At 28.5% G+C, this 14,364-nt stretch carries 16 protein-coding genes; 5 read left to right on the forward strand and 11 right to left on the reverse strand.

The genetic code is table 11. The annotated features are described in order from the left end of the window. Positions 1–5 precede the first annotated feature (5 nt). From ACKU4C_RS12690 to ACKU4C_RS12700, 3 genes are read right to left on the reverse strand one after another with little or no spacing between them, the layout of a single operon-like run. The gene (locus tag ACKU4C_RS12690) at positions 6–620 is read right to left on the reverse strand and encodes a lysophospholipid acyltransferase family protein (RefSeq protein WP_321312565.1); all 615 of its coding nucleotides are present in this window, start codon (positions 618–620) and stop codon (positions 6–8) included. Then, positions 621–1,937: a tRNA (N6-isopentenyl adenosine(37)-C2)-methylthiotransferase MiaB gene (miaB, locus tag ACKU4C_RS12695; RefSeq protein WP_321312566.1), complete on the reverse strand. Its 1,317-nt coding sequence runs from the start codon at positions 1,935–1,937 to the stop codon at positions 621–623. A 23-nt stretch (positions 1,938–1,960) separates the two neighbouring features. Beyond that, on the reverse strand, positions 1,961–2,203 hold the full coding sequence (locus ACKU4C_RS12700) for an HP0268 family nuclease (RefSeq protein ID WP_320035141.1): 243 nt from the start codon (positions 2,201–2,203) through the stop codon (positions 1,961–1,963). 150 nt (positions 2,204–2,353) lie between these two features. Between ACKU4C_RS12700 and nusA the strand changes: the two genes are divergently transcribed. The 3 genes from nusA (at position 2,354) to ACKU4C_RS12715 (ending at position 6,320) form a co-directional block, all read left to right on the forward strand. Beyond that, positions 2,354–3,523, forward strand: coding sequence for a transcription termination factor NusA (gene nusA / locus ACKU4C_RS12705; RefSeq protein WP_321312568.1), 1,170 nt, complete (start codon positions 2,354–2,356; stop codon positions 3,521–3,523). Continuing rightward, a complete protein-coding gene (gene cysS / locus ACKU4C_RS12710; protein WP_321312570.1) occupies positions 3,523–4,926 on the forward strand; it encodes a cysteine--tRNA ligase in 1,404 nt (467 codons plus the stop codon). The genes nusA and cysS overlap by 1 nt, the downstream gene beginning before the upstream one ends. Positions 4,927–5,030: 104 nt before the next feature. Next, a complete protein-coding gene (locus ACKU4C_RS12715) occupies positions 5,031–6,320 on the forward strand; it encodes an MFS transporter (RefSeq protein ID WP_321312571.1) in 1,290 nt (429 codons plus the stop codon). Here ACKU4C_RS12715 and ACKU4C_RS12720 read toward each other — a convergent pair. From ACKU4C_RS12720 to holA, 8 genes are all read right to left on the reverse strand, one after another. Further along, positions 6,317–7,318 carry an ABC transporter ATP-binding protein gene (locus tag ACKU4C_RS12720; protein WP_321312573.1) on the reverse strand — a complete coding sequence of 334 codons (1,002 nt, stop codon included), beginning with the start codon at positions 7,316–7,318 and terminating at the stop codon, positions 6,317–6,319. The two genes, ACKU4C_RS12715 and ACKU4C_RS12720, sit on opposite strands and share 4 nt — an antisense overlap. Position 7,319: 1 nt before the next feature. Then, positions 7,320–8,900: an iron ABC transporter permease gene (locus ACKU4C_RS12725; protein WP_321312575.1), complete on the reverse strand. Its 1,581-nt coding sequence runs from the start codon at positions 8,898–8,900 to the stop codon at positions 7,320–7,322. A gap of 8 nt (positions 8,901–8,908) precedes the next feature. Further along, positions 8,909–9,916: a Fe(3+) ABC transporter substrate-binding protein gene (locus ACKU4C_RS12730; RefSeq protein ID WP_321312577.1), complete on the reverse strand. Its 1,008-nt coding sequence runs from the start codon at positions 9,914–9,916 to the stop codon at positions 8,909–8,911. A gap of 160 nt (positions 9,917–10,076) precedes the next feature. Further along, complete coding sequence (locus ACKU4C_RS12735) at positions 10,077–11,084, reverse strand: Fe(3+) ABC transporter substrate-binding protein (protein WP_321312578.1); 1,008 nt, start codon at positions 11,082–11,084, stop codon at positions 10,077–10,079. Between the two features lie 146 nt (positions 11,085–11,230). After that, positions 11,231–11,488, reverse strand: coding sequence for a 30S ribosomal protein S18 (gene rpsR / locus ACKU4C_RS12740; protein WP_321312579.1), 258 nt, complete (start codon positions 11,486–11,488; stop codon positions 11,231–11,233). 16 nt (positions 11,489–11,504) lie between these two features. Continuing rightward, entirely contained in the window at positions 11,505–12,044 is a 540-nt protein-coding gene (locus tag ACKU4C_RS12745) for a single-stranded DNA-binding protein (RefSeq protein WP_321312581.1), read from the reverse strand. Positions 12,045–12,066: 22 nt separating this feature from the next. Next, positions 12,067–12,420, reverse strand: coding sequence for a 30S ribosomal protein S6 (gene rpsF, locus ACKU4C_RS12750; protein WP_321312583.1), 354 nt, complete (start codon positions 12,418–12,420; stop codon positions 12,067–12,069). A gap of 68 nt (positions 12,421–12,488) precedes the next feature. Further along, a complete protein-coding gene (holA, locus tag ACKU4C_RS12755; protein WP_321312584.1) occupies positions 12,489–13,469 on the reverse strand; it encodes a DNA polymerase III subunit delta in 981 nt (326 codons plus the stop codon). Positions 13,470–13,554: 85 nt separating this feature from the next. On the opposite strand from holA, the gene ACKU4C_RS12760 reads away from it, so the two are divergent. Further along, positions 13,555–13,953, forward strand: coding sequence for a DUF2721 domain-containing protein (locus tag ACKU4C_RS12760; protein ID WP_321312585.1), 399 nt, complete (start codon positions 13,555–13,557; stop codon positions 13,951–13,953). A 68-nt stretch (positions 13,954–14,021) separates the two neighbouring features. Continuing rightward, on the forward strand, positions 14,022–14,360 hold the full coding sequence (locus ACKU4C_RS12765; protein ID WP_321312586.1) for a DsrE family protein: 339 nt from the start codon (positions 14,022–14,024) through the stop codon (positions 14,358–14,360). The last annotated feature ends 4 nt before the right edge of the window (positions 14,361–14,364 follow it).

Here is a 14,364-nt window from a genome sequence, read left to right on the forward strand (position 1 = left end):
AAACCTTATTCCATTGAATTTAAAAGCAACTTCTTTTTTATCAACTCTTTTGCCTCATCTATTTCTAAAGAGTTTAAATCAAATGGTTCTTGAATAAAAAACTCTAATTTTCCAAAAGGCTTAGGAACGATAAACTTATCCCAAGAATTAAACTGCCAATATTTAGTTGGTTTACAATTAAATATGAGTATTCTAGCATTTGTTTTCTGTGAAATAGCTACAATTCCATCTGCAACTGAATGCCTAGGACCCCTTGGTCCATCTGGTGTAATTGCTATATCATCACCTGCTTTTAACTCTTTAATTGCTCCTATTAAAGCTTTTGCTCCCCCTCTAGTACTTGAACCTCTAATTGAATCAATTCCTAAGTACTCAACGGTTCTTGTAATAGCTTCCCCATCTTTGTGCTCACTTATCATAGCACTAACTTTGCCTTTAGGCTTAATTTTTTTATAATTAAATGGTTGCATCAAAAGTTCACCATGCCAAAAAGTAACAATAAAAGGCTCATTGAGATCAATTTCTGGATGATGAAAAACTTTTTTACTTGTTAAATAGATAAATCTTACAAAAAGTTGTAATACAAAAGGAACAACTCTTGTGATTAAAAAAAGCTTCATCTATTTTACCACTTCACCTTTCAATGCTGTTCTTGTAGCATCTGTAACTTTTACATCAACTATTTCTCCAAGAAGTTCATCACTACCTTTTACAAAAACCTGACAATAATTATCAGTAAATCCTGATACTTCACCATTTGGTTTTAAACTCTCAAATAAAACACTTACTGTTTTACCTATGTTTTTATTCATAAGTTCACTTTGATGTTTTTTATGAAGTTCAATCACCTCAATAAGTCTTGCACTCCCAATCTCATCAGCAACTTCAATATCTTTTAGATTTAAAGCTTGTGTATTTGGTCTAGGTGAATATTTGAAATTAAATATTTGATCAAATTTAACTTGATTTATCACATCAATTGTATCTTCAAAATCCCCTTGAGTTTCCCCAGGAAAAGCTACAATTATATCTGTAGTGATTCTTACATTTGGAACTAAATCTCTAATCTTTTTAGCTCTGTTTAAAAACCACTTTTTTGTATATCCCCTTTTCATAGCTTTTAAAATAGTTGTTGAACCACTTTGTAAAGGCATATGGATACATTTTGATATTTTTGGATTTTTTGCAAACTCTTCAATAAATTCATCATCCATATGTAAAGGATGTGGAGAAGTAAATCTAATTCTTTCTAAACCATCAATTTTTGAAACCTCTTGAAGAAGTTTCGTAAAAGTTGTTTTTTCTCTTTTATCACTAAACCTTCTACCATAAGAGTTTACATTTTGTCCTAAAAGAGTTACCTCTTTTGCACCTTTTTCAATATCTTTTTTTATCTGTTCAACAATCATTTCAGGTGGAATAGAAATCTCATCACCTCTTGTTGCAGGAACGATACAATAGGTGCACTCTTTATCACATCCAATTGAGATATTTACTGAAGTTTTATATAAATTATGTGAATTTTGTGCAAATTGATATGTAGAATCATCATAATCTATATCAATCTCAACTGCACCTTTTTTATCAACTACATCTTTGATTTTTGAAATATTTCTAGCCCCTAAAACAAAGTCAACATAAGGAGCTCTTTTCATAATATCTTTTCCTAAATGACTTGCAGTACATCCACATACTCCAATTTTAGCCCCATCTTTTTTCTTAATATTAAATTGCCCTATTTCTGAAAAAAGTTTAGAAACAGGCTTTTCCCTTACTGAACATGTGTTAATAATAATTAAATCTGCATCTTCGATATTATCTGTTGTGCTATAGTTTTTATGCTCTTTTAGTTCAGCAATCATATGTTGACTGTCAGTATCATTCATCTGACAGCCAAGAGTCTGTATAAATAGTTTTTTATCTTCTTGTTTACTCATTAATACTTTTCGCTTTTGTAAAATTACAGCGCATGAACCTCATACATATATTCATCATCTGCAAGACCATATTTTACTTCTCTAAAGTATACGTTGTACCCTTCATCTTCTAATGAGTCAACTAAAGACATCATATCTTTATGAGAGTTATCTCTATCAAAATAAAATATTTTTTCTCCATCTTTTTGTAACTCTTCTTTTATCTTATCAAGTTGAACTTTTTTCGGTTTTTCAGTTAGTTCGTTTCTTGCGAATAATAATTCCATCTCATTAAACCTTTTTATTAAATTAGCTAGATAGTTTATCTTAAAATTGCTTTAATTTGAATAAAAGCTCTTTTAAGCTAAAATATTGTTCTACTCTACATTGAAAATCAAAACTTTACATTTCAATGTCAAAAATTAAGAAGGTAACCAATGGACAAAATTATAGATATTTTAGATTCTATCGCCTATGAAAAAGGCTTAAAAATTGAAGATGTTGAAAATGCATTAAAAGAAGCATTAATTAAAACTGCTGAAAAAATGGTAGATTCTACTCTAAGATTCGATGCAGAGATTGATAGACCAAATAAAAAACTAGAATTATTTCAAAAAATTGAAGTTGTTCCAAATGATGATGAAAGATTAACTGAAGATGGTTTAGATCAATATGAAAATATTATAAGTAAAGAAAACTATATCTCAATAGATGAAGCTAAAAAAATTGATGAATCTCTAGAGATTGGAGATTTTGTTAATTATGATTTAGAATTTGAAAATATGGGAAGAAATGCAGCTACTATCTTACATAACAATTTCGAATATAGAGTACAAAGATTTTTAGAAGAATCACTTTTAAGTAAATATAAAAATAAAGTGGGAAAAACTATTAGTGGAAGTGTAACAAGAGTTGATAGACAAGAAAATACTTTTGTTGAGATTGGTGAAGTAAAAGGTATGCTTCCAAGAAAAAGTAGAATTAAAGGTGAATCTTTTAAAGTTGGAGATACAGTAAAAGCAGTTGTTAGAGGTGTAAATATTGATAAAACTAACGGTTTAGTTGTTGAGATTTCAAGAACTAGTCCTAAATTTTTAGAATCACTTTTAAAATCTGAAGTACCTGAATTAAAAGATGAAATCATTGCCATAGAAGCTAGTGCTAGAATTCCTGGAAGTAGAGCTAAAATTGCATTATCAACAACTGATGCAACAGTTGATCCTATCGGTTCAATTGTAGGTGTAAAAGGTGTTAGAATTGGTGCTGTTTCAAGACAATTAAGCGGTGAAAATATTGATTGTGTTGAATACTCAAATGTACCAGAGATGTTCATAGCAAGAGCTTTAAGCCCAGCAATTATCTCTAGTGTAAAAATTGAAAAACATGCAGAAGGTAATGAAAAAGGTAAAGCTATTGTTACAATTCCTGGTGATCAAAAATCAAAAGCAATAGGGAAATCTGGACTTAATATTAGACTAGCTTCAATGCTTACAAAATATGAAATTGAGTTAAAAGAGATTGGTGGAGCTTCTGTTGGAGGAAGTTCAGAATCTAAAGAGCAAGAAAAAACAACAGATACAGCAAGTTTAGAGGCACTATTTAAATAATGGCAAAATTAACAATATTTGATTCGGTAAAAAAAGAAAAAGTTCTTTTTGAACCTATAAAAAACAATGATGTAAAAGTATATGTTTGTGGACCAACTGTTTATGATGATTCCCATTTAGGTCATGCAAGAAGCGCTATAGCTTTCGATCTTTTACATAGAGTTTTGAAAGCTAATGGTTATAATGTAACTATGACAAAAAACTTTACAGATATAGATGATAAAATCATCAAAAAAATGAATGAATCAAATAGAAGTTTAGAAGATATTACAAGTGAATATATACTTAAATATAAAAGTGATATGGAGGCTTTAAATATCTTACCAAATAGCTTTGAACCAAAAGCAACTGAAAATCTTCAAGTTATGATTGATATGATTGAAGATTTAATGAAAAAAGATATTGCTTATAAAATCTCAGATGGTGTTTATTTTGATGTTTCAAAAGATGAGAATTATGGTTCAATCTCACATAGAGCAAGTGATGAAAACTCTATTGCTAGAGTTGAATCAAATAGTGAGAAAAGAAACCCAAGTGATTTTGCACTTTGGAAATTTGAAAAACAAAATGATGTAGCTTACAATTCACCTTTTGGAAAAGGAAGGCCAGGTTGGCATATTGAGTGTAGTGCTATGATAAATGAACATCTAGCATATAAAGATGAAGCTTATCAAATAGATATTCATGGGGGTGGAGCAGACTTACTTTTCCCTCATCATGAAAATGAAGCTGCACAAACAAGATGCTCAACAAAAGCACACTTAGCAAAATATTGGATGCATAATGGTTTTGTAACCATTGATGGAGAAAAAATGAGTAAATCTTTAGGGAATTCATTTTTCTTAAAAGATATTTTAAAATCATATAGTGGAGAGGTTGTTAGATTTTATCTACTAACTGCCCAATATAGAGCAAACTTTAACTTTAATGAAGAGGATTTAATCTCTTCTAAAAAAAGATTAGACAAATTATATAGAGTTAAAAAAAGAGTTTATGGCTTAGGAAAGTCTGCTGTAAATAAAGAGTTTAAAGAAAATATTTTAACAGCTTTAAATGATGATTTAAATACTGCAAAAGCTATATCAATTATTGATGAATATATAAATAAAGCAAATGAGACTTTAGATAAAGAACCAAAAAACAAAAATTTTAAAAAAGAACTTGTAGCTACCTTTGAGTTTATCGATGAGATTATTGGTATTGGATTTAATGATGCTTATAAATATTTCCAGTTTGGTATCTCAAAAGAAGATATTGAAAAAATTGAGTCTCTTATAGAAAAAAGAACTCTAGCTAAAAAAAATAAAGACTTTGAAACTGCTGATAAAATTAGAGATGAAATATCATCTTTAGATGTATCTATTATGGATACTCCAAACGGTGTTGTTTGGGAAAAACTATAAAAAGAAAGAATTTCTTTTTATAGTACTTACTTTTACTTTTATTTCAACAAAAATCATATACTATTGGGCTTTTTAATTCTATTAATTTTTTAAAGGAGAAGAAGATGTTTGAACAAAACAAATTCTCTATTATGACAATATCTTCCCTATTTTTTGCAATAACTTTTTTAGCAATTGGTTATGGTATGATTTTAACATTTATTGGTGTATATTTAAAAGAGATGGGAGTAAATGATATAGCTATTGCTATAATTAATGCTTCATTCTTTTTAGGTGCTGTAGGCTCTTCAATATTTAGTCAAAGTATTATTTCAAGTGTTGGGCATATCAGAAGTTTTGCTACATTTGCAGCAATTATGGTTATCTCATTTTTATTACATTCTGTTTTTTTTAATGAATATTTATGGGCAATACTAAGGGCAATTTCTGGTTTCTCTTTTTATAGTTTATTAATTATCTTAGAAAGTTGGTTAAATGAAAAAAGTACACAAGATTCAAGAGGTAAAGTATTAGCTATTTATACAATTATTTTTTATCTCTCAACAGCATTAGGACAACTATTTTTAAATGTTGATGAAAACTTTAAACAATCTATTTTTACAATAGGTTCTGTACTTATACTTTTTTCTATTCTTTTTATTTCCTTAACAAAAATTAAAGAACCAGACCTAAAACCATTTGAAAGAATCTCAATCCCTAAAGTGTATTCAGTTGTACCTCTTGCTACAACTTCTAGTTTTCTAGGAGGATTTATAGTTGGTTCTTTTTTTACAATGGCACCAGTTTATATCCTTACAAAATTTAATTCAATTGAGATTGTTTCATATTTTATGTCAATTGCAATTCTTGGTGGATTAATATCTCAATGGCCAGTAGGAATATTATCTGATAAATGGGGAAGAAGAAAACTTATATCATGGGTAGCAGCAATAACTGCAATAACTTCGATTCTATTTCTATTTACCCAAGATAACATCACATATATCTATATTTGTGCATTTTTATTAGGTCTAACAATCTTTACAATATATCCTTTAAGCGTTGCTAGGGCCAATGACGTTTTAGATGAAGATAGTGATTTACTTGAAATCAGCAGAACACTACTATTTACTTATGGTATTGGTTCTTTTATAGGACCTCTTGTAATTGGTATACTACTAAAATATTATGAATACTCTATGTTTGTACTATATTTTGCAATTGGTATTTATCTGACATTTTATGCTTTATCTAAGAAAAGAATTGCAGATGATGAAAGAAGTACATTCGTTAATTTTCCTGTTACATCTGGTCCTGAGTTAACAATGCTAGACCCAAGAATTGATGAAGAAGAGATAGGGGAAGAAGAAGTAAAAGAGGAAGAGAATAAAACCGAAGAGAGTAGTAAGAATTAGTTTTTTCTTACTACTTTGATATTCTCTTTATTTATATTTAAATAACACTCTTTTTGATTATTATCAAAATCTCCTTGAGTTGTTTTTACTAAAAGTTCTACATTTTCAAACTCCTCTAAAACAACTTCTATCTCATAATAATCTCCACAAAAAGATATATCTTGAATAGTAGCTTTTATTTTAGAAGGGCTTGAACTTACTTCAATTTTATCAACTGAAATAATTGCAACATTTTCCTTATCAATTTCTATTCCATATGATTTAACCAAACTTTCTGGAAGTTTGTTAATCTTATTTAAAAAGTTAGCAACATACAATGAACTAGGACTATTAAAAAGCTCTTGAGGAGTACCAAATTGTTCTATTTTTTTATCATTAATAATAGCAATTCTATCTGACATACTTAAGGCTTCTTTTTGATCGTGTGTAACTAAAATCGCACTAAGCCCCATATCTTTAATAAGTTTTTTTAACCATGTTTTTGTTTTATTTCTAAGAATTGAGTCAAGATTTGAAAAGGGTTCATCAAGTAGGATTACTTTAGGTTCATAAGCTAATACTCTTGCTATAGATACCCTTTGTTGTTGTCCCCCACTTAATTCATGAATTTGTTTATTTCTATGCTCAACCAAATCAAACTGTTTTAAAAGTTTATCTACTCTTTTTTGTTTTTCAATATTATCTAGTTTATAAAGTGCAAACTCTATATTATCTTTTACATTTAAATGGGGGAATAATGCATAATCTTGGAAAATATACCCAATATCTTTGTGACAATGTTTTTTCCCATCTTTTATAAGACAGTGATTATTTATAAAAATATCTCCCTTATATTCATCTTGTAAAGATGCTATACTTCTTAAAATTGTACTTTTCCCACAACCACTAGGACCTAAAATTGTAACTATCTCCCCTTGAACTACATCAAAAGAGATATTTTCTAAAATCTTTGTATCTCCAAAAGAGATAGAAAAATCCTTTACACTTATACCAATCATCTTAATCCTTGACCATTTTTTTTGCTAAAACTAAAACTGAAACAATACCTAATAAAACAATAAACATTGCCGGTACACTTGATTCTATTATTTGTGCTTGAGTTACAAGTTCATGGGATAAAACAGGCAACGTATCAAAATTAAAAGGTCTTAATATCATTGTTAAGGGTAACTCTTTCATTGTTTCTATAAAAACTATAATAAAGCTTGCCATCATTGAACCTTTTACAAGGGGTAAAATCACTTTAAAAAAAGTTTGAAATGAACCTATTTGCATTGTTTTACAAGCATCATCATAGGTTTGTGGAATTTTTGAAAATCCAGATTCATAGTTATTAATAGAAACAGCAATAAATCTTACTACATATCCAAATACAATTGCAATTACACTTCCACTAATTAAAATATCAAAGCTTTTATCTATAATACTAAAAAAACTTAATACCCCAACTGCAACAACAGCACCTGGTATAGAATAACCCAATTTAGAGATTTGAAGTAGGTTTTCTGCTATTTTATTTTTATGCAATCTTACATTATATGTAATTACAAAAGCTAAAAGAGTAATAAGAATTGAACTAAAAACACCTAAAGATAAAGTTTGTAAAAGTATTCTTAAAAAATCTTCATCTATTATCTCCTCATATGAGATATAAAACCAAAAACTCATCTGTGAAAAAGGTAATAAGAATCCAAAGAAAAAAGGGATAAAACAGGCAATAAAAGCTAAAAAAGCTTTTGTCCCTGTAAGTTTCTCTTTTATAATTGGTTTAAAATCTTTACCACTACTTTTATATCTTTTATTTCTTCTTTGAAATCGCTCACAAAAAATCAATACAAAAATAAAAATCATTAACATTGAGGCTAATTTTGAAGCATCTTCAACACTTCCCATCCCAAGCCAAGTTCTAAAAATACCCGTTACAAAAGTTGAAACTCCATAATAATCCATCACACCATAATCGGCAACTGCTTCCATGACAGCTAATATAACTCCAGCCACAATAGCAGGTCTTGAAATAGGAATTATTACCTTATAAAAAATTTGAAAATTTGTTAAGCCCATTGTTTTTGAAGCATCAATTATAGAAGAGGACTCAGATTTTAAATATGTTTTTGAGATAAGATATACATAAGGGTATAAAACTAATGACATAACAAGTATTGCCCCTTCAATGGACATAATATCAAAGAAATAAACCTCATTTAAAGTTTTTCCTAAAAGGTTAAGTATAAAAGTTGTTACAGTACCTGTAATATCAAACATTCCCCCATATATATAAGACATTATATAAGTTGGAATAGCAAAAGGTAAAATTAAACCATAATGGAAAAACTTTGAACCTGTAAATTGAAAAAAAGTTGTTATATATGCTGTTGTAAATCCTAAAATTGAAGTTAGAAATGCCACACCAAGCATTATATATAAAGAGTTAAATATATAATCAAAAAGTACTGTATCGACTAGATGTTGCCAATTTTCACTTGGTGCGAAAACATTTGCAATTAAGATTAATCCAGGAATAGAGATAAGTAGTGTAAGCAATACACTACTTATGGTTAGTTTATTAAATATATTCAAGATTTATTTTATCTCCACCCTGCTTCATCAAAAATTCTAACTGCTTTAGCGTTATATTTTCCAAGTGTATTTATAGAGATTGTATCATCTTTAAACTCTCCCCATGAAGCAACTACAGGATTCTTTTTCATACCTTTTACAACTGGATATTCAAAATTGCCATTTGCAAAAATCTCTTGGGCTTCAGGGCTTGCTAAAAACTCTATAAATTTAATTGCATTCTCTTTATTTGGAGCATATTTAGCAACCCCAGCACCACTTACATTTATGTGAGTACCACCATTTTCAAATTTAGGAAATATGATTTTTACATTTTTTACAGCTTCAGATTCTGACAAATCTTTATTTCCTATCATTTTACCTACATAATATGTATTTGCAATTCCTATTTTTCCAATACCATTTGCAACCGCTTTTACTTGATATCTATCATTACCTTTAGGTCTTCTAGCTAGATTTTCAACCACGCCCTTTGCCCATTTTAAAGCATACTCTTCCCCATGATGTGCTATAACTGCAGCTAACATCGATTGGTTATATATATGATTTGATGATCTTACCATAATCATTTTTTTATATTCTGATTTTATTAAATCTTCATAAGTTTTTAAATTTTCATCTAAATTGCTATCTTTTGGAATAACAAAAGCTCTAACTCTTTTTGTAAGTGCAAACCATTGATTATCTTCATCTCTAAGTTTTGCTGGAATATTTTCTATTAAATATTTTGAATCAATTGCTTGCAATAATCCTTTTGATTTTGCCTGATATAATCTTCCTGCATCTACAGTAATAAGTACATCTGCTGGAGATTTTTCACCCTCACTTGATAATCTTTTAATTAATGCATTTGCATCTGCTTTTACTACATTTACTTCTATCCCAGTTTTTTCTTCAAACATTTTAAATAATTGTTTATCTGTATCATAATGTCTGTGGGAATATACATTAACTTCTGATGATAGTAATACTGAAGTTGATAATAATATTGTAGCTAATAAAATCTTCTTTATCATAAATATCCTTTTTATCAATAATAATTATTGAAATTGTAATTAAATATAGCTTAATTGCCTCTTATAATAAGAACGATTATCATAATAATTAATAAATATAAAAAAAGGGAATAGAAAAACTATTCCCTTTTAAGTTCTAAATTTCATAATTAGAATGCTTCTATTTCCATCCTGCTAAATCAAATATTTTTACTGCTTTTGCATTATTTTTACCCAATGTGTTTATTGAGATATTATCTTCTTGGAAATCTCCCCATGAAGAAACTAATTCAGATGTTTTCACACCTTTTAATACTGGATATTCAAAGTTTCCTTCTGCAAAAAGTTTTTGTGCTTCTTCTGATGCCATATATTCTAAAAATTTAATTGCATTTTCTTTATTTGGAGCAGTTTTAATAACACCAGCACCAGAAATATTTATATGTGTACCACCATTTTCAAACTTTGGAAAGAATATTTTTACTTTCTTTACAGCTTGAGCTTCTGATTTATCTTTATTATCAACCATTTTACCAATATAATAAGTGTTTGCAATAGCAATTTTCCCTACTCCATTTGCAATTGCTTTTACTTGGTATCTATCATTACCTTTTGGTTGCATTGCCATATTTGCAACTACACCTTTTGCCCATTTCAATGCATACTCTTCCCCATGATGAGCAATAATTGCAGCTAATAAAGATTGATTATAAGCATTATTAGACGATCTAACCATAATCATACCATTAAATTTTGGATTTGCTAAATCCTCATAAGTTGATAACTCATTTTCTATGCCCGTTCCAATTTTATATACTGTTACTCTTGATCTTTTTGTTAATCCAAACCATTGCTTATCCTCATCTCTTAATTCACTTGGAATATTATTCATTAAGACATCTGAATTAATAGTTTGAAAAAGACCTTCACTTTTTGCTTTGTATAATCTTGCTGCATCTGCCGTAATTAATATATCAGCAGGAGACTTTTCACCCTCATTTTTTATTCTATTAATTAAAGCAGAAGCTTTTGCTTTAACAACATTTACTTTTATTCCTGTTTTCTCTTCAAACATTTTAAACAATTTTTTGTCAGTATCATAATGTCTTGTAGAATAAATATTAACCTCACTTGCACCTATTAACGAACTTGTTAAAACTAAACTAGATAAAACTAATTTTTTAAACATACATATCCTTTTTTTTAAGTGGGGAAATTATAATTTAAATTTATTAAATTAATCTTAATAATGATTATCATTAAATATATTTTATTTTACATAAAAAAAGGGAGATAGATAACTATCTCCCTTTTTCCTATTTTAAAAAAACTAAATTATTTAATGTATGCTGCGTCAGTTACATTTTGAGTATTAACGATATATGGAACTAGTGCCATATGTCTTGCTCTTTTAATTGCTTTTTCTACCATCTCTTGTGAGTTTTTAGAGTTACCTGTAAGTCTTCTAGGCATAATTTTACCTCTTTCACTCATAGATATTTTTAGTAAATCTACATTTTTGTAATCGATGAAATCAATTTTCATCTCAGTATATTTACAATATTTTTTTCCGTATTTTCTTCTTTCTGCCATTTTTAATCCTTATATTCTAGAAAGGTATTTCATCATCATCAATATTGATTTCAGGTATTCTTTGCTCAGGCATTTGTTGTGAACCTGAGTTATTCATACCACCATAATTATTTTGACCCATATTATTTTGTTGAGGAGCTTGTTGTTGATTATTGTATTGTGAACCTTGAGGGTTATAACTATTTTGTTGGTTGTAAGAACCTTGGCTATCCGACATGTTTTGTGAATCTGCTTTTGTATCTAACATCTTCATAGTATCGACTCTAAGAGCATGTTTACTTCTGTTAGAACCATCTTGAGCAGTCCATTGTTCAAATACTAATCTTCCTTCTAATAAAACTTTCGAACCTTTTCTTAAGTATTGGTTAGCAACTTCAGCACTTCTTCCAAAAATATTAAAATCTAAAAAACAAACTTCTTCTTTTTGCTCTCCAGTATTTGTCTTATATCTATGACTTGTAGCTATTGCTGACTTAGCTAAAGCTGATCCATTTGGCATATATCTAAGCTCAATATCTCTTGTTAAGTTTCCTACCATTACTACTTTATTATACATAAGATGTCCTATAAAATTTTAATTAGTTAGCTTTTTTAGCTGCCTCATCGCTCATTTTTGTCCATGCAGCGATCTCTTTTTTACTTTCATATTTAATGAAAATAAATCTCATAATATTTTCGTTGATTCTGTAGTTTCTTTCTATTTCTAAGATTCCTTCAGTTGAACCCTTGAAGTAAATTACGAAATAGTAACCTCTTTTGTTTTTTTCAATTTCATAAGCTAGTTGTCTTGTTCCCATGTCGTCACAAGATGAAATTTCACCACCATTTTTTTCGATTGTAGCTTTAACTAAATCGATTTGAGCCTTAGTTTCCTCTTCAGTAAGAGTTGGCTTTAAAATAAACATTGTTTCATAATGTTTGATTCTTGACATTAATTCTCCTTATAGATTGTGCCGGTATCTTTACAAATATCAGCAAGGTTTTTGTAAAGTCTGTGATTTTATCTAATTAAAACTGAAATTTTCCTAAGACAAGCTTGTAAATAAAGATTTTGATTTGATATTTTAGAGGATTTTAGTTCTAATTCTATCCCTAAAAGATAATCTATTATCTCTGAAAACTTTTCAGGCTTTATATTCATAGCTAGTCTGCTTTTCTTTTCCCAAACATTTTTTGGAGGAACAAAACCTAAAATCTCTTTTGCATTTGCACTTCCATAAACTCTAATATACGAGCTTATCATAAATAGTTGTTGCACAAAAGATGTAACTTGATTTAGAAGATAAATCTCATTTATCCCCTCTTCTAAAAGTGTTTCCAAATCTAAACTTATATCTTGTGAAGAGATAAGATTATGTAAAAAATCTTCAAAATTAACTGCACCAATACCAAAACAATGTTTATAAACTAAATCAGGAGTAATAGTTTCATCTAAAATTGCAAGTTTTTTTAAATCATTCATACATAAAGACAAGTCTTGTCTATGCATAAAATATAGATTATTTAATGCTGACATTTCATATTTCATATTTAACTGTTTTGCATGATTTTCAATAAGTCTAATCGCCTCATTTGGAAATGGTGAAAACATTCGTACACTTACTGCATTTAATTTTTGTGTAAAATATCCACCCATAGTTTTAAACTCACTATCATCCATACAAGCAAAAATAACTTTTGAATCAGGGTTTGTATTACAAGCTTCTATTAAAGTTGTAACCTCTTTTTTATTTAACTTTTTTTCTAATTTTATAATTAAAATATTGTTTGAAGCAAAAAGTGAGGATTGAAGAAGTTTATCTTTAGCGTATTTAAAATCAAAATCATCAAAATACATCTTTTCTATCTCATCGGGACTACCTAATCTGTTTGCAACAAGATTAGTATAATAATCAATTAAAAAAGTTGATTGCCCATAAAACATATAAGCACTAAAAGTTTTGTTCTGATTTAATAAGTTATCGAATTCGTTTTTATACATAATGAAATATTAACTAAAATTTACTTTTTTTTACTTTTTAATTTATAATTTTATACAATTGCCTAAAAATAAAAAGGTTTTTTAAATGGACATTGAGATATCAACACCTGCACTACTTTTCCCGGCGATTTCACTACTTCTTTTAGCATATACGAATAGATTTTTAACAACAGGACAATTAATCAGGGCTCTTAGTAGTCAAGCAAGGAAAGATGGGATTAGAGAGTTTAAAGGTCAAATTGCAAATTTGAAAAAAAGACTTGAACTTACAAAATGGATGCAGTTTTTTGGTGTGGTATCTATACTTTTATGTACTATTTCTATGTTTTGTCTTTTTCTAGGTTTTTATGATATTGGAAAAAAAATCTTTGGCTTAAGTCTTATTACAATGTGTATCTCACTAGGAATTTCTCTTTGGGAAGTATATATCTCATCAAATGCTCTTGATTTGGAGTTAAAAGATTTAACAGACAAATGTAATTAAATTTAAATATTTATAAAAGTAAAAGCAATCAATGTTATAATTTTTTAAATTACATAAAAGGTTTAGTTATGCAAAAAGAGGTAAAAATTTTATGGACTACAGACAATAAAGAAACAGCTTTACATATGGTACTTTTATATGCACACAATGCAAAAATTAAAGGTTGGATGGAAGAGGTTTCTGTTTTAGTTTGGGGAGCTAGTCAAAAACTAATAGCTGAAGATAAAGAGATTCAAGAAAAAGTTAAAGCTATGATTGATGATGGAGTAAAAGTTACAGCTTGTCTCAAATGTGCTGAAAATATGCAGATTGCAGAAGGCTTAGAAGCTTGTAATATTGATATCTATTATACTGGTGAGCTTTTAAGTGATTGGATAAAAAGTGGAGATACAATAATTAGTGTCTAAGACA

Source organism: Halarcobacter sp. (genome assembly GCF_963676935.1).
Lineage (GTDB): Bacteria > Campylobacterota > Campylobacteria > Campylobacterales > Arcobacteraceae > Halarcobacter.

What these genes read in the sequence shown, in the direction of transcription:
- ACKU4C_RS12735 (WP_321312578.1), bottom strand. Translation starts at nt 11,084, where the DNA reads ATGTTTAAAAAATTAGTTTTATCTAGTTTAGTTTTAACAAGTTCGTTA.
- holA (WP_321312584.1), bottom strand. Translation starts at nt 13,469, where the DNA reads ATGTATAAAAACGAATTCGATAACTTATTAAATCAGAACAAAACTTTT.
- ACKU4C_RS12760 (WP_321312585.1), top strand. Translation starts at nt 13,555, where the DNA reads ATGGACATTGAGATATCAACACCTGCACTACTTTTCCCGGCGATTTCA.
- ACKU4C_RS12700 (WP_320035141.1), bottom strand. Translation starts at nt 2,203, where the DNA reads ATGGAATTATTATTCGCAAGAAACGAACTAACTGAAAAACCGAAAAAA.
- rpsF (WP_321312583.1), bottom strand. Translation starts at nt 12,420, where the DNA reads ATGTCAAGAATCAAACATTATGAAACAATGTTTATTTTAAAGCCAACT.
- ACKU4C_RS12730 (WP_321312577.1), bottom strand. Translation starts at nt 9,916, where the DNA reads ATGATAAAGAAGATTTTATTAGCTACAATATTATTATCAACTTCAGTA.
- cysS (WP_321312570.1), top strand. Translation starts at nt 3,523, where the DNA reads ATGGCAAAATTAACAATATTTGATTCGGTAAAAAAAGAAAAAGTTCTT.
- ACKU4C_RS12745 (WP_321312581.1), bottom strand. Translation starts at nt 12,044, where the DNA reads ATGTATAATAAAGTAGTAATGGTAGGAAACTTAACAAGAGATATTGAG.
- ACKU4C_RS12765 (WP_321312586.1), top strand. Translation starts at nt 14,022, where the DNA reads ATGCAAAAAGAGGTAAAAATTTTATGGACTACAGACAATAAAGAAACA.
- rpsR (WP_321312579.1), bottom strand. Translation starts at nt 11,488, where the DNA reads ATGGCAGAAAGAAGAAAATACGGAAAAAAATATTGTAAATATACTGAG.
- miaB (WP_321312566.1), bottom strand. Translation starts at nt 1,937, where the DNA reads ATGAGTAAACAAGAAGATAAAAAACTATTTATACAGACTCTTGGCTGT.
- ACKU4C_RS12715 (WP_321312571.1), top strand. Translation starts at nt 5,031, where the DNA reads ATGTTTGAACAAAACAAATTCTCTATTATGACAATATCTTCCCTATTT.
- ACKU4C_RS12690 (WP_321312565.1), bottom strand. Translation starts at nt 620, where the DNA reads ATGAAGCTTTTTTTAATCACAAGAGTTGTTCCTTTTGTATTACAACTT.
- ACKU4C_RS12720 (WP_321312573.1), bottom strand. Translation starts at nt 7,318, where the DNA reads ATGATTGGTATAAGTGTAAAGGATTTTTCTATCTCTTTTGGAGATACA.
- nusA (WP_321312568.1), top strand. Translation starts at nt 2,354, where the DNA reads ATGGACAAAATTATAGATATTTTAGATTCTATCGCCTATGAAAAAGGC.